General features: G+C 37.1%; 8 protein-coding genes and 1 other RNA gene. 5 read left to right on the forward strand and 4 right to left on the reverse strand.

Annotated elements, in window-relative coordinates:
* Window positions 1–7 precede the first annotated feature (7 nt).
* Window positions 8–13,945 (reverse strand): Ig-like domain-containing protein, encoded by a 13,938-nt coding sequence (locus ACZ2G0_RS10295; RefSeq protein ID WP_470307566.1) that lies wholly within the window; start codon window positions 13,943–13,945, stop codon window positions 8–10.
* A gap of 710 nt (window positions 13,946–14,655) precedes the next feature.
* Between ACZ2G0_RS10295 and ACZ2G0_RS10300 the strand changes: the two genes are divergently transcribed.
* The 3 genes from ACZ2G0_RS10300 to ACZ2G0_RS10310 are packed head-to-tail and all read left to right on the forward strand — an operon-like array spanning window position 14,656 to window position 18,158.
* Window positions 14,656–15,141: a SixA phosphatase family protein gene (locus ACZ2G0_RS10300; RefSeq protein ID WP_470307567.1), complete on the forward strand. Its 486-nt coding sequence runs from the start codon at window positions 14,656–14,658 to the stop codon at window positions 15,139–15,141.
* A gap of 8 nt (window positions 15,142–15,149) precedes the next feature.
* A complete protein-coding gene (ppk1, locus tag ACZ2G0_RS10305) occupies window positions 15,150–17,222 on the forward strand; it encodes a polyphosphate kinase 1 (protein ID WP_470307568.1) in 2,073 nt (690 codons plus the stop codon).
* Between the two features lie 45 nt (window positions 17,223–17,267).
* Complete coding sequence (locus tag ACZ2G0_RS10310; RefSeq protein WP_470307569.1) at window positions 17,268–18,158, forward strand: Ppx/GppA phosphatase family protein; 891 nt, start codon at window positions 17,268–17,270, stop codon at window positions 18,156–18,158.
* Between the two features lie 45 nt (window positions 18,159–18,203).
* Here ACZ2G0_RS10310 and ACZ2G0_RS10315 read toward each other — a convergent pair whose 3' ends face one another.
* Entirely contained in the window at window positions 18,204–18,491 is a 288-nt protein-coding gene (locus ACZ2G0_RS10315; RefSeq protein WP_470307570.1) for a DNA polymerase III, read from the reverse strand.
* Between ACZ2G0_RS10315 and ACZ2G0_RS10320 the strand changes: the two genes are divergently transcribed.
* Complete coding sequence (locus ACZ2G0_RS10320; protein WP_470307571.1) at window positions 18,490–18,735, forward strand: hypothetical protein; 246 nt, start codon at window positions 18,490–18,492, stop codon at window positions 18,733–18,735. The genes ACZ2G0_RS10315 and ACZ2G0_RS10320 overlap by 2 nt on opposite strands.
* Window positions 18,736–18,841: 106 nt before the next feature.
* On the opposite strand, the gene dnaX is transcribed toward ACZ2G0_RS10320, so the two are convergent.
* Together dnaX and ACZ2G0_RS10330 are read right to left on the reverse strand one after the other, a co-directional pair.
* Complete coding sequence (dnaX, locus tag ACZ2G0_RS10325) at window positions 18,842–19,927, reverse strand: DNA polymerase III subunit gamma/tau (protein WP_470307572.1); 1,086 nt, start codon at window positions 19,925–19,927, stop codon at window positions 18,842–18,844.
* Between the two features lie 107 nt (window positions 19,928–20,034).
* Window positions 20,035–20,343 carry a hypothetical protein gene (locus tag ACZ2G0_RS10330; RefSeq protein WP_470307573.1) on the reverse strand — a complete coding sequence of 103 codons (309 nt, stop codon included), beginning with the start codon at window positions 20,341–20,343 and terminating at the stop codon, window positions 20,035–20,037.
* A 117-nt stretch (window positions 20,344–20,460) separates the two neighbouring features.
* Between ACZ2G0_RS10330 and rnpB the strand changes: the two genes are divergently transcribed.
* An RNA gene (gene rnpB, locus ACZ2G0_RS10335) (RNase P RNA component class A) lies at window positions 20,461–20,788 on the forward strand.
* Window positions 20,789–20,877: the final 89 nt, after the last annotated feature.

Here is a 20,877-nt window from a genome sequence, read left to right on the forward strand (position 1 = left end):
TTTATTATTATCTAGTTAGGTAAAGGTATCCATCTTTTTTGTTAGTCACCAATTGGCCATTGCCATCTACTGATGTATAATTTAAGATATAGAAATAAGTTCCAACTGGTAGACCAACTGATTGGTTTACTGTAACTCTACCTTCTGAAAATCCTTTGAAAGCCCTATTTTCGTTATCGTAATCCTTAACTTCATAAACAAGAACACCCCATCGGTTGTATATTTCAACTGTGTTACTTGGGTAACAAGTAGTATCTGTAATACTGTCAATTGTAAACACTTCATTTATTCCATCTCCATTAGGAGAGAAGGCATTATGAACCACTACATTTCCACAAGGTAATACGATTGCTACTTCTACAACTGCATCATCAGAAGCTGACACTTCTTGGTCGTTTGGCGTATTTGCTTTTACATAAGCTATATTAGTCACCGTTGAGTTTGTAATATCATTCTGCGTTACACTGTAACTTTGAACATATTCTCTAAAAGCTCCTGGTTCTAATTTATCTATTGTTGTAGATAAACCAGTCAATGGGTCAGTCACTAATACTTTAGTAAGAGTTACGTTTCCATTATTAGTAACTTTAATTGTGTAATTTAAAACATCACCAACATTTGTATAATTTTCGGTAGTTGCTGTTTTAACAATCAACAAACTTGGATTTTGTGGTAATGGAGTAGTGGTTGGCGTGTCATTAGTAACAGTGCTACCTGAAATATCCGTAACCGTATTTCCTTTAGGATCTTTTGCTGTTGCCAATGCGGTGTTCACTACTTTACCAGCATCGATATCTGCTTGAGTTATCGTGTAGGTTCCTTTAATAGTAGCGTTAGTAGCACCTATTGCAAGTGTTGCAATTGGGTTACCTGTGATTGTTAATCCTATCATAGGGTCCGTTACTACTATGTTAGATAGTGCCAAATTACCAGTATTAGTTACTGCGAAAGTATAGGTAATTACATCTCCTACTTTACCCGTTCCACCTACTACAGCTGTTTTCACAAGTGCAATACTAGGGTTTTGAGGTAATACAACAATGGTTGGCGTATCATTAGTTACCGTAGTACCTGAGATATCCGTTACTTTATTTCCTTGAGGATCTTTCGCTGTAGCTAAAGCAGTGTTCACCACTTTACCAGCATCAACATCCGCTTGAGTTATTGTGTATGTTCCTTTGATAGCTGAGCTAGAAGCACCTACAGCAAGCGTTGCAATTGGGTTTCCAGTGATTGTTAATCCTACCATTGGATCCGTTACGATAACATCCGTAAGGGTGACATTACCAGTATTAGTTACTGCGAAAGTATAGGTAATTACATCTCCTACTTTAGCAGTTCCACCCACAGCAGCTGTTTTCACAAGTGCAATACTTGGGTTTTGAGGTAATACAGTAGTTGTTGGGGTATCATTAGTTACCGTAGTACCTGAGATATCCGTCACATCATTTCCTTTAGGATCTTGAGCTGTTGCTAAAGCGGTGTTAACCACTTTACCAGCATCGATATCGGCTTGCGTTATTGTGTATGTTCCTTTGATAGCAGAGCTAGAAGTACCTACAGCAAGTGTTACAATAGGGTTTCCAGTGATCGTTAATCCTACCATTGGATCCGTTACAATTATATTAGTAAGAGTAGTGTTTCCAGTATTAGTTACTGCGAAAGTATAGGTGATTACATCACCAACTTTACCAGTTCCACCCACAGCAGCTGTTTTCACAAGTGCAATACTTGGGTTTTGAGGTAATACAGTAGTTGTTGGGGTATCATTAGTTACCGTAGTACCTGAGATATCCGTCACATCATTTCCTTTAGGATCTTGAGCTGTTGCTAAAGCGGTGTTAACCACTTTACCAGCATCGATATCGGCTTGCGTTATTGTGTATGTTCCTTTGATAGCAGAGCTAGAAGTACCTACAGCAAGTGTTACAATAGGGTTTCCAGTGATCGTTAATCCTACCATTGGATCCGTTACAATTATATTAGTAAGAGTAGTGTTTCCAGTATTAGTTACTGCGAAAGTATAGGTGATTACATCACCAACTTTACCAGTACCACCCACAGCAGCTGTTTTCACAAGAGCAATACTTGGGTTTTGAGTTAATGGAGTAATAGTGCATGTTATACATCTAGGCAGTATCGGACAAGTGGTACATGGGGTTGGATCAGATGATGTTCCAGTTACCTCAGGACTTCTAGGTGGTGTTCCAGTTGCAAGTGCTGTGTTGTAAACATAACCCGTGTCAATATCTGCTTGAGTTAGTATATGAACTGCAGTAAAAGTTTTCGAGTCTGTTTGGCCTGTTTTTAAAAGTGCAATAGGTCCACCAGTAACTACTGCATTGTTATCTACAACAGTTATGTTAGTAAGATCAACGTTACCTGTATTGGATACAACAAATGTATAGGTAACAGTATCACCAGGGTTTGTTTTTCCATTATTGTCATTATCGAAATAAGTACCATCTTTTAACAAGCTTATTGACGGTTCATCAACGTAAACATTAACTGTTACCGTTGCTGTATCACAATTATTAGGATTCAATACTTCACAAATAGTGTATTGAACCGTATAGGTTCCAGCAGGAGTTTTAGCATCTACCGTTACCGTTCCGTTAGTGTTCACTGTAAGAGGACCTGTTTTAGTAGAAGTAATCACTACATCGGCAGGAGTTAAGATTACACCGTTTAATTTATCATTAGCCAATACGTTTACGTTTGGAACCGTTGCAGCACCGTCTTTTCCGTTGATAGGAGCTGTTACGATATCATCGATAGCATCGATAGGAGCAGCAACTACAGTTACCGTTACCGTTGCTGTATCACAGTTGTTTTTATTCAATACTTCACAAATAGTGTATTGAACCGTATAGGTTCCAGCAGGAGTTTTAGCATCTACCGTTACCGTTCCGTTAGTGTTCACTGTAAGAGGACCTGTTTTAGTAGAAGTAATCACTACATCGGCAGGAGTTAAGATTACACCGTTTAATTTATCATTAGCCAATACGTTCACGTTTGGAACCGTTGCAGCACCGTCTTTTCCGTTGATAGGAGCTGTTACGATATCATCGATAGCATCGATAGGAGCAGCAACTACCGTTACCGTTACCGTTGCAGTATCACAGTTGTTTTTATTCAATACTTCACAAATAGTGTATTGAACCGTATAGGTTCCAGCAGGAGTTTTAGCATCTACCGTTACCGTTCCGTTAGTGTTCACTGTAAGAGGACCTGTTTTAGTAGAAGTAATCACTACATCGGCAGGAGTTAAGATTACACCGTTTAATTTATCATTAGCCAATACGTTCACGTTTGGAACCGTTGCAGCACCGTCTTTTCCGTTGATAGGAGTCGTTCCGATATCATCGACAGCACATATATAGTTATTCAGAACAACCGTAGTTTCCTTAGAAATACATGTATTGTCTTTTGTATTACGAACTGTAAATTTGTGATTTCCTGGTGTTAAATTTGTAAAAGTAGTTTCCACTTGATAGTTACCACCATCAACATTATATTCAAAACCTGTACCAGCTGATGTAATTAAAACCGTTCCTGTAGTAGTACCACATTTAGGCTGAACACTTATTGTAGCAATAGGTGCTGCTGGTGCTGTTGGTTGTGCATTAATAATAACCTCTACTGATTCATTAGAAATACATCCTAAAGAATTTTCAACCTTGAAGTCATATTTACCAGCAGTTAAACCTGTAACTGTATAATCAGGAGTGTTTCCAGTATAATTCCCTGGAGTTATTGTCCAGTTGCCAGAAGGTAAACCACTCAATTTAACGCTTCCTGTAGCTAAAGAACATGTTGGTTGAATTAGAGTACTACTTGTTGGAGCATTTGGAGCCGCATTAATAGTTAATTTAACTGCTGTTCTTGTCAAACTAGAACAAGTTCCGTTTGAAGATTCAGCATAGTATGTTTTTGTTCCAACTCCAACTTGTGTAGGTGTAGTTACAACTGTACCTCCTGTTGCTGCAGTGTACCAAGTGATAGTTCCTCCAGTAGCAGTAGCTGTTAATGTTTGAGTAGTACTACCATCAGTACAAACTGTTTGATCAGCTGCTGTTGGAGCATTTGGAGCCGCATTAATAGTTAATTTAACTGCTGTTCTTGTCAAACTAGAACAAGTTCCGTTTGAAGATTCAGCATAATATGTTTTAGTTCCAACTCCAACTTGTGTAGGGGCAGTAGTTAATGCTGTACCTCCTGTTGCTGCAGTGTACCAAGTAATAGTTCCTCCAGTAGCAGTAGCTGTTAATGTTTGGCTAGTACTACCATCAGTACAAACTGTTTGATCAGCTGCTGTTGGAGCATTTGGAGCCGCATTAATAGTTAATTTAACTGCTGTTCTTGTCAAACTAGAACATGTTCCGTTTGAAGATTCAGCATAATATGTTTTTGTTCCAACTCCAACTTGCGTAGGTGTAGTAGTTAATGCTGTACCTCCTGTTGCTGCAGTGTACCATGTAATAGTTCCTCCAGTTGCAGTAGCTGTTAATGTTTGGCTAGTACTACCATCAGTACAAACTATTTGATCAGCTGCTGTTGGAGCATTTGGAGCCGCATTAATAGTTAATTTAACTGCTGTTCTTGTCAAACTAGAACATGTTCCGTTTGAAGATTCAGCATAATATGTTTTAGTTCCAACTCCAACTTGTGTAGGGGCAGTAGTTAATGCTGTACCTCCTGTTGCTGCAGTGTACCATGTAATAGTTCCTCCAGTAGCAGTAGCTGTTAATGTTTGGCTAGTACTACCATCAGTACAAACTGTTTGATCAGCTGCTGTTGGAGCATTTGGAGCCGCATTAATAGTTAATTTAACTGCTGTTCTTGTCAAACTAGAACATGTTCCGTTTGAAGATTCAGCATAATATGTTTTAGTTCCAACTCCAACTTGTGTAGGGGCAGTAGTTAATGCTGTACCTCCTGTTGCTGCAGTGTACCAAGTAATAGTTCCTCCAGTAGCAGTAGCTGTTAATGTTTGAGTAGTATTACCATTATAGCAAACTGTTTGATCAGCTGCTGTTGGAGCATTTGGAGCCGCATTAATAGTTAATTTAACTGCTGTTCTTGTCAAACTAGAACAAGTTCCGTTTGAAGATTCAGCATAATATGTTTTAGTTCCAACTCCAACTTGTGTAGGTGCAGTTACAACTGTACCTCCTGTTGCTGCAGTGTACCATGTAATAGTTCCTCCAGTAGCAGTAGCTGTTAATGTTTGGCTAGTACTACCATCAGTACAAACTGTTTGATCAGCTGCTGTTGGAGCATTTGGAGCCGCATTAATAGTTAATTTAACTGCTGTTCTTGTCAAACTAGAACAAGTTCCGTTTGAAGATTCAGCATAATATGTTTTAGTTCCAACTCCAACTTGCGTAGGTGCAGTTACAACTGTACCTCCTGTTGCTGCAGTGTACCAAGTAATAGTTCCTCCAGTAGCAGTAGCTGTTAATGTTTGGCTAGTACTACCATCAGTACAAACTGTTTGATCAGCTGCTGTTGGAGCATTTGGAGCCGCATTAATAGTTAATTTAACTGCTGTTCTTGTCAAACTAGAACATGTTCCGTTTGAAGATTCAGCATAATATGTTTTTGTTCCAACTCCAACTTGCGTAGGTGTAGTAGTTAATGCTGTACCTCCTGTTGCTGCAGTGTACCATGTAATAGTTCCTCCAGTTGCAGTAGCTGTTAATGTTTGGCTAGTACTACCATCAGTACAAACTATTTGATCAGCTGCTGTTGGAGCATTTGGAGCCGCATTAATAGTTAATTTAACTGCTGTTCTTGTCAAACTAGAACATGTTCCGTTTGAAGATTCAGCATAATATGTTTTAGTTCCAACTCCAACTTGTGTAGGGGCAGTAGTTAATGCTGTACCTCCTGTTGCTGCAGTGTACCATGTAATAGTTCCTCCAGTAGCAGTAGCTGTTAATGTTTGGCTAGTACTACCATCAGTACAAACTGTTTGATCAGCTGCTGTTGGAGCATTTGGAGCCGCATTAATAGTTAATTTAACCGCTGTTCTTGTCAAACTAGAACATGTTCCGTTTGAAGATTCAGCATAGTATGTTTTTGTTCCAACTCCAACTTGTGTAGGTGCAGTTACAACTGTACCTCCTGTTGCTGCAGTGTACCATGTAATAGTTCCTCCAGTAGCAGTAGCAGTTAATGTTTGAGTAGTATTACCATTATAGCAAACTGTTTGATCAGCTGCTGTTGGAGCATTTGGAGCCGCATTAATAGTTAATTTAACTGCTGTTCTTGTCAAACTAGAACAAGTTCCGTTTGAAGATTCAGCATAATATGTTTTAGTTCCAACTCCAACTTGTGTAGGTGCAGTTACAACTGTACCTCCTGTTGCTGCAGTGTACCATGTAATAGTTCCTCCAGTAGCAGTAGCTGTTAATGTTTGGCTAGTACTACCATCAGTACAAACTGTTTGATCAGCTGCTGTTGGAGCATTTGGAGCCGCATTAATAGTTAATTTAACTGCTGTTCTTGTCAAACTAGAACAAGTTCCGTTTGAAGATTCAGCATAATATGTTTTAGTTCCAACTCCAACTTGCGTAGGTGCAGTTACAACTGTACCTCCTGTTGCTGCAGTGTACCATGTAATAGTTCCTCCAGTAGCAGTAGCTGTTAATGTTTGGCTAGTACTACCATCAGTACAAACTGTTTGATCAGCTGCTGTTGGAGCATTTGGAGCCGCATTAATAGTTAATTTAACTGCTGTTCTTGTCAAACTAGAACAAGTTCCGTTTGAAGATTCAGCATAATATGTTTTAGTTCCAACTCCAACTTGCGTAGGTGCAGTTACAACTGTACCTCCTGTTGCTGCAGTGTACCAAGTAATAGTTCCTCCAGTAGCAGTAGCTGTTAATGTTTGGCTAGTACTACCATCAGTACAAACTGTTTGATCAGCTGCTGTTGGAGCATTTGGAGCCGCATTAATAGTTAATTTAACTGCTGTTCTTGTCAAACTAGAACATGTTCCGTTTGAAGATTCAGCATAATATGTTTTTGTTCCAACTCCAACTTGCGTAGGTGTAGTAGTTAATGCTGTACCTCCTGTTGCTGCAGTGTACCATGTAATAGTTCCTCCAGTTGCAGTAGCTGTTAATGTTTGGCTAGTACTACCATCAGTACAAACTATTTGATCAGCTGCTGTTGGAGCATTTGGAGCCGCATTAATAGTTAATTTAACTGCTGTTCTTGTCAAACTAGAACATGTTCCGTTTGAAGATTCAGCATAATATGTTTTAGTTCCAACTCCAACTTGTGTAGGGGCAGTAGTTAATGCTGTACCTCCTGTTGCTGCAGTGTACCATGTAATAGTTCCTCCAGTAGCAGTAGCTGTTAATGTTTGGCTAGTACTACCATCAGTACAAACTGTTTGATCAGCTGCTGTTGGAGCATTTGGAGCCGCATTAATAGTTAATTTAACCGCTGTTCTTGTCAAACTAGAACATGTTCCGTTTGAAGATTCAGCATAGTATGTTTTTGTTCCAACTCCAACTTGTGTAGGTGCAGTTACAACTGTACCTCCTGTTGCTGCAGTGTACCATGTAATAGTTCCTCCAGTAGCAGTAGCAGTTAATGTTTGAGTAGTATTACCATTATAGCAAACTGTTTGATCAGCTGCTGTTGGAGCATTTGGAGCCGCATTAATAGTTAATTTAACTGCTGTTCTTGTCAAACTAGAACAAGTTCCGTTTGAAGATTCAGCATAATATGTTTTAGTTCCAACTCCAACTTGTGTAGGTGCAGTTACAACTGTACCTCCTGTTGCTGCAGTGTACCATGTAATAGTTCCTCCAGTAGCAGTAGCTGTTAATGTTTGGCTAGTACTACCATCAGTACAAACTGTTTGATCAGCTGCTGTTGGAGCATTTGGAGCCGCATTAATAGTTAATTTAACTGCTGTTCTTGTCAAACTAGAACAAGTTCCGTTTGAAGATTCAGCATAATATGTTTTAGTTCCAACTCCAACTTGCGTAGGTGCAGTTACAACTGTACCTCCTGTTGCTGCAGTGTACCATGTAATAGTTCCTCCAGTAGCAGTAGCTGTTAATGTTTGGCTAGTACTACCATCAGTACAAACTGTTTGATCAGCTGCTGTTGGAGCATTTGGAGCCGCATTAATAGTTAATTTAACCGCTGTTCTTGTCAAACTAGAACATGTTCCGTTTGAAGATTCAGCATAATATGTTTTTGTTCCAACTCCAACTTGTGTAGGTGCAGTTACAACTGTACCTCCTGTTGCTGCAGTGTACCATGTAATAGTTCCTCCAGTAGCAGTAGCAGTTAATGTTTGAGTAGTATTACCATTATAGCAAACTGTTTGATCAGCTGCTGTTGGAGCATTTGGAGCCGCATTAATAGTTAATTTAACTGCTGTTCTTGTCAAACTAGAACAAGTTCCGTTTGAAGATTCAGCATAATATGTTTTAGTTCCAACTCCAACTTGTGTAGGTGCAGTTACAACTGTACCTCCTGTTGCTGCAGTGTACCATGTAATAGTTCCTCCAGTAGCAGTAGCTGTTAATGTTTGGCTAGTACTACCATCAGTACAAACTGTTTGATCAGCTGCTGTTGGAGCATTTGGAGCCGCATTAATAGTTAATTTAACTGCTGTTCTTGTCAAACTAGAACAAGTTCCGTTTGAAGATTCAGCATAATATGTTTTAGTTCCAACTCCAACTTGCGTAGGTGCAGTTACAACTGTACCTCCTGTTGCTGCAGTGTACCATGTAATAGTTCCTCCAGTAGCAGTAGCTGTTAATGTTTGGCTAGTACTACCATCAGTACAAACTGTTTGATCAGCTGCTGTTGGAGCATTTGGAGCCGCATTAATAGTTAATTTAACTGCTGTTCTTGTCAAACTAGAACAAGTTCCGTTTGAAGATTCAGCATAATATGTTTTAGTTCCAACTCCAACTTGCGTAGGGGCAGTAGTTAATGCTGTACCTCCTGTTGCTGCAGTGTACCATGTAATAGTTCCTCCAGTAGCTGTAGCTGTTAATGTTTGGCTAGCATTACCATTATAGCAAACTGTTTGATCAGCTGCTGTTGGTGCATCTGGAGCCGCATTAATAGTTAATTTAACTGCTGTTCTTGTCAAACTAGAACAAGTTCCGTTTGAAGATTCAGCATAATATGTTTTAGTTCCAACTCCAACTTGCGTAGGGGCAGTAGTTAATGCTGTACCTCCTGTTGCTGCAGTGTACCATGTAATAGTTCCTCCAGTAGCAGTAGCTGTTAATGTTTGGCTAGCATTACCATCAGTACAAACTGTTTGATCAGCTGCTGTTGGAGCATTTGGAGCCGCATTAATAGTTAATTTAACTGCTGTTCTTGTCAAACTAGAACAAGTTCCGTTTGAAGATTCAGCATAATATGTTTTAGTTCCAACTCCAACTTGCGTAGGGGCAGTAGTTAATGCTGTACCTCCTGTTGCTGCAGTGTACCATGTAATAGTTCCTCCAGTAGCTGTAGCTGTTAATGTTTGGCTAGCATTACCATTAGAACAAACTGTTTGATCAGCTGCTGTTGGAGCATTTGGAGCCGCATTAATAGTTAATTTAACTGCTGTTCTTGTCAAACTAGAACAAGTTCCGTTTGAAGATTCAGCATAATATGTTTTAGTTCCAACTCCAACTTGTGTAGGTGTAGTTACAACTGTACCTCCTGTTGCTGCAGTGTACCATGTAATAGTTCCTCCAGTAGCAGTAGCTGTTAATGTTTGAGTAGTATTACCATTATAACAAACTGTTTGATCAGCTGCTGTTGGTGCATCTGGAGCCGCATTAATAGTTAATTTAACTGCTGTTCTTGTCAAACTAGAACATGTTCCGTTTGAAGATTCAGCATAGTATGTTTTTGTTCCAACTCCAACTTGCGTAGGGGCAGTAGTTAATGCTGTACCTCCTGTTGCTGCAGTGTACCAAGTAATAGTTCCTCCAGTAGCAGTAGCTGTTAATGTTTGGCTAGTATTACCATTATAACAAACTGTTTGATCAGCTGCTGTTGGAGCATTTGGAGCCGCATTAATAGTTAATTTAACCGCTGTTCTTGTCAAACTAGAACAAGTTCCGTTTGAAGATTCAGCATAATATGTTTTTGTTCCAACTCCAACTTGCGTAGGGGCAGTAGTTAATGCTGTACCTCCTGTTGCTGCAGTGTACCAAGTAATAGTTCCTCCAGTAGCAGTAGCTGTTAATGTTTGGCTAGTATTACCATTATAACAAACTGTTTGATCAGCTGCTGTTGGAGCATTTGGAGCCGCATTAATAGTTAATTTAACCGCTGTTCTTGTCAAACTAGAACATGTTCCGTTTGAAGATTCAGCATAATATGTTTTTGTTCCAACGCCAACTTGCGTAGGGGCAGTAGTTAATGCTGTACCTCCTGTTGCTGCAGTGTACCAAGTAATAGTTCCTCCAGTAGCAGTAGCTGTTAATGTTTGGCTAGTACTACCATCAGTACAAACTGTTTGATCAGCTGCTGTTGGAGCATTTGGAGCCGCATTAATAGTTAATTTAACTGCTGTTCTTGTCAAACTAGAACAAGTTCCGTTTGAAGATTCAGCATAATATGTTTTTGTTCCAACTCCAACTTGCGTAGGTGTAGTAGTTAATGCTGTACCTCCTGTTGCTGCAGTGTACCAAGTAATAGTTCCTCCAGTAGCAGTAGCTGTTAATGTTTGGCTAGTACTACCATCAGTACAAACTGTTTGATCAGCTGCTGTTGGAGCATTTGGAGCCGCATTAATAGTTAATTTAACTGCTGTTCTTGTCAAACTAGAACAAGTTCCGTTTGAAGATTCAGCATAATATGTTTTAGTTCCAACTCCAACTTGTGTAGGGGCAGTAGTTAATGCTGTACCTCCTGTTGCTGCAGTGTACCAAGTAATAGTTCCTCCAGTAGCAGTAGCTGTTAATGTTTGGCTAGTACTACCATCAGTACAAACTGTTTGATCAGCTGCTGTTGGAGCATTTGGAGCCGCATTAATAGTTAATTTAACTGCTGTTCTTGTCAAACTAGAACAAGTTCCGTTTGAAGATTCAGCATAGTATGTTTTTGTTCCAACTCCAACTTGCGTAGGGGCAGTAGTTAATGCTGTACCTCCTGTTGCTGCAGTGTACCAAGTAATAGTTCCTCCAGTAGCAGTAGCTGTTAATGTTTGGCTAGTATTACCATTATAACAAACTGTTTGATCAGCTGCTGTTGGAGCATTTGGAGCTGCATTAATAGTTAATTTAACCGCTGTTCTTGTCAAACTAGAACAAGTTCCGTTTGAAGATTCAGCATAATATGTTTTTGTTCCAACTCCAACTTGCGTAGGTGTAGTAGTTAATGCTGTACCTCCTGTTGCTGCAGTGTACCATGTAATAGTTCCTCCAGTTGCAGTAGCTGTTAATGTTTGGCTAGTACTACCATCAGTACAAACTGTTTGATCAGCTGCTGTTGGAGCATTTGGAGCCGCATTAATAGTTAATTTAACTGCTGTTCTTGTCAAACTAGAACATGTTCCGTTTGAAGATTCAGCATAATATGTTTTAGTTCCAACTCCAACTTGTGTAGGGGCAGTAGTTAATGCTGTACCTCCTGTTGCTGCAGTGTACCAAGTAATAGTTCCTCCAGTAGCAGTAGCTGTTAATGTTTGGCTAGTACTACCATCAGTACAAACTGTTTGATCAGCTGCTGTTGGAGCATTTGGAGCCGCATTAATAGTTAATTTAACTGCTGTTCTTGTCAAACTAGAACAAGTTCCGTTTGAAGATTCAGCATAGTATGTTTTTGTTCCAACTCCAACTTGCGTAGGGGCAGTAGTTAATGCTGTACCTCCTGTTGCTGCAGTGTACCAAGTAATAGTTCCTCCAGTCGCAGTAGCTGTTAATGTTTGGCTAGTATTACCATTATAACAAACTGTTTGATCAGCTGCTGTTGGAGCATTTGGAGCTGCATTAATAGTTAATTTAACCGCTGTTCTTGTCAAACTAGAACATGTTCCATTTGAAGATTCAGCATAATATGTTTTTGTTCCAACTCCAACTTGCGTAGGGGCAGTAGTTAATGCTGTACCTCCTGTTGCTGCAGTGTACCATGTAATAGTTCCTCCAGTAGCAGTAGCTGTTAATGTTTGGCTAGTACTACCATCAGTACAAACTGTTTGATCAGCTGCTGTTGGAGCATTTGGAGCCGCATTAATAGTTAATTTAACTGCTGTTCTTGTCAAACTAGAACAAGTTCCGTTTGAAGATTCAGCATAATATGTTTTAGTTCCAACTCCAACTTGTGTAGGTGTAGTTACAACTGTACCTCCTGTTGCTGCAGTGTACCATGTAATAGTTCCTCCAGTAGCAGTAGCTGTTAATGTTTGAGTAGTATTACCATTATAACAAACTGTTTGATCAGCTGCTGTTGGTGCATCTGGAGCAGCAGGTTGTCCCACAGTTACTGCATTCGTTTTAGTAGAACAATCATCTGTTACTGTAAGAGTATAAGTTCCAGTTGGAAGGTTAGAAACAGTTGCAGTTGTACCAACAACTGTACCCGTAGCATTTTTCCAAGAGTAGGTAACTGTGCCGAAAGACCCCGATACCGTTCCTGCAGTTACCGAACCTGTACTAGTTCCGAAACAAGAAGCATCAGTTTTAGATGAATTTCCTAGGGCTAAAGTTGAAGCGGGTTTAGCGTTAATAACTACCGTTGTGCTAGATGAAACACAACCAGTAGCTGACTTGGCTGTTACTGAATAACTTCCTGGTGATACACTTGTAAAAATTCCAGTAGTATTTTGATAAGTTGAACCATTGATGCTATAAGTCACTCCCGTTCCAGTTGGAGCTGTAACAGTTATAGTTCCTGTTCCTACAGCGCATGTTGGTTGCAAGGTTGCGCTAGCGGTTGGTGCATCAGGTGTATATGTAATTGTGATAGTAGCTGTATTTGACGTCAAAAGTGTACCGTCAGAAATCACATAACTTATAGCTGTTGGATTTCCTTTATAGGTCGATAAAGGAGTGAATGTCACGATACCATTATCGTCAACAGTCCATATTCCTTGACCATTAGTTGTAAAAGAAGTTTGTCTTCCTAAAACCGAAGGATTAAGATCGACTGTAGCTTTATTAATATTTTGGTTAGGATCCGTATCGTTTGTGGTAACATCAATGCTTACAGGTCCATATGTAGCACATAATTTGGAATCATTGTTAGCAACAGGAGGTTTTGGAACGGTAAATCTTACCTCACCAAAACTAATTGAACTTTGTCTAGAAGCAAGAGAACCATTGCTACCTAATCTAAAAGAGACAGATTGTAAGCTTCCGAAACTAACAGATGCTATATAGGCTGTGTTCGTTATACTTATTGGATCTACTGATATCGTTGGCCCTTGAAATCTTGTAAATAACGGTGCTTGTCTAGAGGTAACGGCTATAGCTGTTGGTGTTTCTAAAGCGTAGCTCCCACCTGCAGGAATCACTACGTCAAAGAACTCACCTCCGTCAAGATCGAGTACTTCCATTACAAAACTAGTCAAATTAACCTGCAATTGTTGGGCTGTTCCATAAGTACCTGCTACATAAAAGTCAAATGTAAACTCAACATATCCTCCAGTTGCTGTACTAGATATAACAGGCTGAAAACGGCTACGTAAGCTACCTCCACCGTTATTAGCATTGTCAACATCAATTATCCTTGCATTTACAATATTGGCTATTGTAACTATCGCATCAACATTTGTACCATCAACGGTAGTAACGTTCGTATAAATATACTTAGCGCCAATGGCTTTGTCAGTTCCTGCTTGTAAAACAGGAGTGTCAAAAACAGGAACTTGAGCGTAGGTATTAATGGAAACTAGCAGACTCAAAAACAAGAACAATAGTTTTCCTAATTTGAGATTCGTTTGAGTAGTTTTATTCATTTTTATGATATTTGGCTTGGTGTAATATAGTATACGAGATCTAGACTGAAAAGGTTGTTTTTTCAGGCTGATTTATAAGAAATATTTAAAAAGGGTGTAGTTTGTACTGATTTTTTACTAGCAAAGCTGATTGTTTTGTCAGTTTTATTCTGATTTTCTTGTGCTAAATTGTTGTGTTTAAACTTATTTATTTTTAGAAACTTGGTAGTTTCCTCAAACGAAAGTAAAAAATAACGAGAAGGATTTAAATAGCATTTAGTTGATGCGATTTGAAAAAGTAGATTTTTTATCATTCGTGCCTTGGGTTTTTTACTACAACTTAATTTTAGTTAACAAAATTATAAAAATGCTTTTTTTTTTTCAATTTTAATCTTTAACTAACCTAAATAGTCGTTTAAGTGGTAAAATTTGACCATTAGTGTTAGCTTTCTTTTTAAGTTGTTAATCAACTTTTTATTCTTTATCGCCTTTTAATTACATCAAATGTAGATAGTCATAAGATATAATCCAAAAAAATAATCGATAAAGTGTTGTTTTATACCGATTAAGTGTAAAAAATGTAGTATTGTACTACAAAATTATATTTTTAGGCTAAGGCAAAGAATACTTTGATAACTAAGATTTTCGTAAGCGATCAAATATTTTGCCTATTATTTAAAATTATCTCCATAAATTGTAATCTGATAATAGCTATATTAAAAGTTCAAATTATGAAAAACTTAATCTTGATTCGACACGCAAAATCTAGCTGGGATAGTCCAGTAAATGACATTGATCGTTTACTTGAAAAGCGAGGTATTGATGATGCTCATTTGGTTTCCTCTAATGTTCATGAGTTTTTGCCGAAGACTTTTACTATTTGTAGTAGTACAGCAAAAAGAGCTGCCTCGACTGCAATAATTTTTGCACAAAATGTTCATTTTCCTGTTGAAAATATTGTATTTAACAAGCAATTGTACACGTTTGATGGGAAGCAATTAGAAAAAATCATTAAATCTTTTGATAAAGTAGCCGATAATGTTATTCTTTTTGGTCATAATGCAGCTATTACAGATTTTGTTAATAAATTTGGGGATGTTTTAATAGCTAATGTACCCACAGCAGGATTTGTATCAATTTCTTTTGATACCAATTGTTGGACAAAGATTAGTAAAGGAAAGACCAATAAAATAGTAAACCCAAAAGACTTAAAATAATTACCCTAGTGTTACAAAAAAAATATATTGACAGAGAGAAAAGTTGGTTAGCATTTAATGCAAGAGTACTTCAAGAAGCAGCTGATGATTCAGTCCCACTACTAGATCGATTGCGCTTTTTAGGAATTTTTTCAAATAATTTAGATGAATTTTTTAGAGTTCGTTTTGCGGCTATTCGCAGATTAAGTTTGTCAGGGAAGACTGGAGAAAAAATCCTTGGCGGTATTTCGGCTCAGCAATTAGTTAAAGATATTACCGAAATTGTGATTGAACATCAGACTGAAAGTTTGCTTATTTTGAAAGAAATAGAGACTAAATTAGAGACTGAAAACATTTTTATTATTAATGAAAATGAAATTTCTGAAGAGCAAGAAATATTTTTGAAAGACTTTTTTATTCAAAAATTGAGTCCAGAATTAGTAACTATTATCTTAAATGATTTAGCCGAATTTCCTTTATTGAGAGATAATATTGGTTATTTAGCTGTTAAATTGGTGATGAAAAAGGATGCTGAAGTGCGTTATGCCATCATAGAAATACCTAAGACAATGAATCGATTTGTTGTTCTACCTTCATCTGATCATAATCAATATGTGATTTTAATTGATGATGTGATTAGACACAACCTCGAAGGTATTTTTAATATTTTTGATTACGAAAGTGTCTCAGCTCACATGATTAAAATTAGTAGAGATGCCCAATTAGATATTGATAGTGACTTGAGTAAAAGTATGCTGGAGAAAATTTCAACCAGTGTTAAGGAAAGGCGAGTAGGAGAACCAGTACGTTTTATTTATGATCAATTGATCGAAGCAGATACACTTTCTTTTTTTCTTGAAAAGATGAAAATTGTATCTACAGATAGTATAATTCCTGGTGGTAGGTATCATAACCGACGCGATTATATGGATTTTCCTAGCCTAGGTAGATATGATTTATTGTACAAAAAAAATGTTTCATTACCGGTTCCAGGCTTAGATCTTGAAGGAAGTATTTTGGAAAAAATCAGCAAGAAAGATTATCTGTTAAACGCTCCATACCAATCTTTCTCTTATCTGACTAAGTTTTTACGCGAAGCAGCTTTAGATCCAAAGGTAACTTCTATCAGTATTACGCTTTACCGACTGGCAAAAAATTCTCAAATTGTAAGTTCCTTGATCAATGCAGCTAAAAATGGTAAAAAGGTTACCGTACAAATTGAGCTGCAAGCACGTTTTGATGAAGCTTCAAATATATCGTATGCGGAGCAGATGCAAACGGAAGGAATTAATTTAATTTTTGGAATTAAAGGATTGAAAGTACACAGCAAAATTTGTGTTATTGAGAGAAATGAAGAAGGCAAGACGAAAAGGTATGGTTTTATTTCAACAGGTAATTTTAATGAAGCCACTGCAAAAATTTACACTGATGTGACCTTATTTACGAGTCATCAACAAATTTTAAAAGACATAACTAAAATATTTGAATTTTTTAATATCAACTATCGTATTCATCGTTATAAGCACTTAATTGTATCTCCTCACTACACCCGTAGCCGATTTTATAAGTTAATAGATAGAGAAATTTTACATGCTCTAGCAGGAAGAAAAACCTATATCAAGTTAAAAATGAACAGTCTTTCTGATTTTGGTATGATTGATAAATTATATGAGGCTAGTAATGCAGGTGTAAAGATTCAATTGGAGGTTAGAGGTATTTGTTCTTTAATTCCTGGCGTAAAAGGAATGAGTGCCAATATTGAAGCAATTAGTATCGTTGATAATTATTTGGAACATTCTAGAATATATATTTTCGGAAATGCGGGACAAACAGAGGTTTACATCTCCTCGGCAGATTTTATGACAAGAAATTTAGACGGACGTGTGGAAGTGACTTGCCCGATATATGATCAAGAAATTAAAAATGAACTGATTGAAAATTTTGATTTAGGTTGGAAAGGTAACGTCAAAGCGAGGTACCACTCCGAAAATTTAGATAATAAATACAGAGGTAATAATGGGGAGCCTGTTTTTAGAGCGCAACTTGAGACATATAAATATTATCAAGCGAAGGTAAATATGGTAAATGAGGATCCTGCCTAAATAAGAAATAACGTTTTTTAACGTCCCAATTCACACTAATACGTTATGATTAAAATTAAAAAATACGCTGCAATTGATATTGGCTCTAATGCCATGCGACTTTTGGTGGTTAATATTGTAGAACAAGAAGGTAAAGAAACGCAATTTAATAAAAGTTCACTTGTTCGAGTGCCTATTCGTTTAGGTCAAGATGCCTTTACAGTGGGAGAAATTTCTGCAGAAAACATTGATAGAATGTGTGATGCAATGAAGGCATTTCACCTTTTGATGAAGGTACACAAAGTACAAGATTATAGAGCTTATGCTACGTCGGCTATGCGAGAAGCATATAATGGTAAGGAAGTCGTTGAGTTGATTCAAGAGCAGGCTAATATTAAAATCGAAATTATTGATGGTAAAAAAGAAGCAGCGATTATTGCATCAACTGATTTAAATCATCTATTAAAATCTGATGAAACCTACCTTTTTGTGGATGTAGGTGGTGGAAGCACAGAATTCACATTGTTCTCGGCCGGAAAATTAATAAACTCTAGATCTTTTAAAGCAGGTACCGTAAGGTTATTGAACAATATGGTTTGCGATGTAGTGTGGGAAGAAATCGAAAAATGGATTAAGTCAAATACAGCAGATTATGAAGAAATATCTATTATCGGTTCTGGTGGAAACATTAATAAGTTGTTTAAAATGTCAGGGAAATTGCAGGAAAAACCACTTTCCTATATTTATGTAAACTCTCAATATGCTTTTTTAAACTCGTTGACTTACGAGCAAAGAATTTCTGAATTAGGACTGAATCCAGATCGTGCTGATGTAATTATTCCTGCAGTACGCATTTATTTAAATGCAATGAAATGGAGCGGAGCTAGACAAATATATGTACCTAAAATTGGTCTTTCTGATGGTATTGTGAAAGCGATGTATTACGGTAAAATATAAATTTTCGGATTATTTTAAAATCCATAGAATAAAAAAAACGCTTTTTTAAGCGTTTAAATCCAATCCAAATGTTGTGCGTAAGAGCTCAATATTTGGATTTATTTCATGTAAACGATTGTATCTATCTTGATCGTTAAAACTTTTTCGATTAGTGACTGCTTCGTTTACAATTACTTCAATAGTAATGTTGTGATTATGCAAATGACCTCTTAAATGTCCTAAAAGACCATTTAATTCTTTTTCAAAATCTAGTTTTGAGCCTTCATTTGGCAATTCAATACTAATAGATGTTCCATTTAAAACGGGATCGTTAATCAGTAAAAGGGATTCCATGATTTTAAACCCTTTGTCACCTAGTTTTTTAGCGTATTTAGTCCATTGCAAAAGCATTTCTGTCTCGGTAAATTCTTCTGTTGGTAAATGTGTCGTTTCTTTTACAATCGTTTTGCTACTTTCCTCTAAAGCTTTTTTGGCTCTAATACTTGAAAGAGATAAAGCCGAATATTTAGGACTATTATCTTCAGGTTTTGGAATCGAAGGAACGGTTTTTGGCTCGATTATCTTTTTCTCCTCTTGAGAGCTGGAAGAATTTTGAGAAACAATTTTTTCAGCAAGTGGCTTATTTACTGGTTTAACTTCACTTACAATTGAATAGTCTTTTTTTCTAAAGTGTGTAGGTGGAATTATAAAGGACTCAACTTTTTTTTTTCTCCATCAAAATTGATAGAGGCAAGTTGCATTAAGCAAAGTTCAACAAGTAAACGCTGATTTTGGCTAACTTTGTACTTTAAATCACAATCATTTGCGATCGCAATTCCTTTTAGAAGGAAGTCTTGATCACTCTTTTGCGCTTGTAAGCCATACATTTTTTGCGCTTGTTCGCCAACTTCTAATAAACTTAAAGTAGCGGGTGTTTTGCTAACTAAAAGATCTCTAAAGTGAGTAGCTAAGCCTGAAACAAAATGATGTGCGTCAAATCCTTTAGCTAATATGTCATTAAAAGACAACAGTAAATCAGGTATTTTATTTTCTAAAATAAGGTCGGTTACGTTAATATACGTCTCGTAATCCAACACATTTAGGTTTTCCGTAACTGCTTGACGCGTTAAGTTTTTACCACAATACGATACGACCCTGTCAAAAATTGACAAAGCATCTCGCATGGCTCCATCAGCTTTTTGAGCTATAATGTGCAGAGCATCATCTTCAAATTCGATTCCTTGGTTTAAAGCAACTTCAGCTAAATGTTCTTTCGCATCTTTTACAGTAATTCGTTTGAAATCAAATATTTGACAACGAGACAATATGGTAGGGATAATTTTATGCTTTTCAGTAGTTGCAAGTATAAAAATAGCATGCTTTGGTGGCTCTTCTAATGTTTTTAGAAAAGCATTAAAAGCTGCAGACGACAGCATATGTACCTCGTCAATTATATATACTTTGTATTTACCTGTTTGTGGCGGGATGCGCACTTGGTCAATTAAATTTCTAATATCATCAACGGAGTTATTAGAAGCGGCATCTAACTCAAAAACATTAAATGCAAAATCTTCATTAGGATCATCATATCCTGGTTGATTGATTTTTCGAGCAAGAATACGTGCACAAGTAGTTTTTCCTACTCCTCTAGGTCCTGTAAATAGTAAAGCAGAAGCTAAATGATTACTCTCTATGGCATTCAATAAAGTATTTGTAATCGCTTTTTGACCCACAACATCGTTAAATGTTTGAGGACGGTACTTACGAGCTGATACTACAAATTGTTCCATATACTTGAATTCGAAAGCAAATATAGTTTATAATTCAAAGAATGAAAAATTTAAATATTAAAACATTTTAACAAATCAGTTTGCTTTATATTTCAAGTGAAATCGGTTTATCGTCTTCCTGAATTACGCTCTTTAATACTAATGTTTACGAGTACTTGAGTCGCTTCAGTGGCGCTATTTGCCGAAAAGCCAGCTACAAAAACTCCTTTTTTACCCGATTTAGATTGAATACCATATACTATAGACTCATCATCGGGGTTAGAATTACCTTCGTACCTGTAAATGTGTTTAATTTCATATCGTTCTGGATTTTTTACGATTTGATCTTCATGTAAATTAAAGTCAAAAGTAAAGCCTTTTTCATGGAGTTCGTCTAGTGCTTTTGATACGCTTGCATATTTATATATTTGGCTCATACTATTGTTGTTTGGAATTATTTTTAAAATTAAGTAATTTATAGTGAAGTTATTACAATTAGTTGTTAAACTAATTAAAGTTAAATTAAAATCATTAATTAAAAAACGTAAATTTGCACCACAGACCGCCTTATCGTCGTTTTACTTTTAGAAGTAAGAGGGAGGAAAGTCCGGACACCGTAGAGAAGCGTAGCGGGTAACACCCGTCATCCGTCAAGGCGGATAGGACAAGTGCAACAGAAAGTATGTACAGGTAATGCTGTAGTGAAACCAGGTAAACTCTACGCGGTGAAATACCAAGTATATCAGCATTTAAGGGCGTCTCGTTCGTTGTTGAAGGGTAGGTAGCTTGAGCTTATGAGTAATTATAAGTCTAGATAAATGATAAGGTGACATCGATTTATTTCGGTGTTAACAGAATCCGGCTTATAGGTCTGTTTTTTTTTATTTTTGAGATTCATTCTTCTAATTAGAATCATCGAATAGTAAACCATCAAGAAAGTATTTTGTTGAGTCATTTGGCTTAATTAGAAA

The sequence above is a fragment of the Flavobacterium sp. KKT103 genome, from assembly GCF_055640565.1.

Coding starts and splice junctions, on each gene's coding strand:
- ACZ2G0_RS10295 (WP_470307566.1), bottom strand. CDS start 13,945: ATGAATAAAACTACTCAAACGAATCTCAAATTAGGAAAACTATTGTTC.
- ACZ2G0_RS10300 (WP_470307567.1), top strand. CDS start 14,656: ATGAAAAACTTAATCTTGATTCGACACGCAAAATCTAGCTGGGATAGT.
- ACZ2G0_RS10310 (WP_470307569.1), top strand. CDS start 17,268: ATGATTAAAATTAAAAAATACGCTGCAATTGATATTGGCTCTAATGCC.
- ACZ2G0_RS10320 (WP_470307571.1), top strand. CDS start 18,490: ATGATTTTAAACCCTTTGTCACCTAGTTTTTTAGCGTATTTAGTCCAT.
- ACZ2G0_RS10315 (WP_470307570.1), bottom strand. CDS start 18,491: ATGGAATCCCTTTTACTGATTAACGATCCCGTTTTAAATGGAACATCT.
- dnaX (WP_470307572.1), bottom strand. CDS start 19,927: ATGGAACAATTTGTAGTATCAGCTCGTAAGTACCGTCCTCAAACATTT.
- ACZ2G0_RS10330 (WP_470307573.1), bottom strand. CDS start 20,343: ATGAGCCAAATATATAAATATGCAAGCGTATCAAAAGCACTAGACGAA.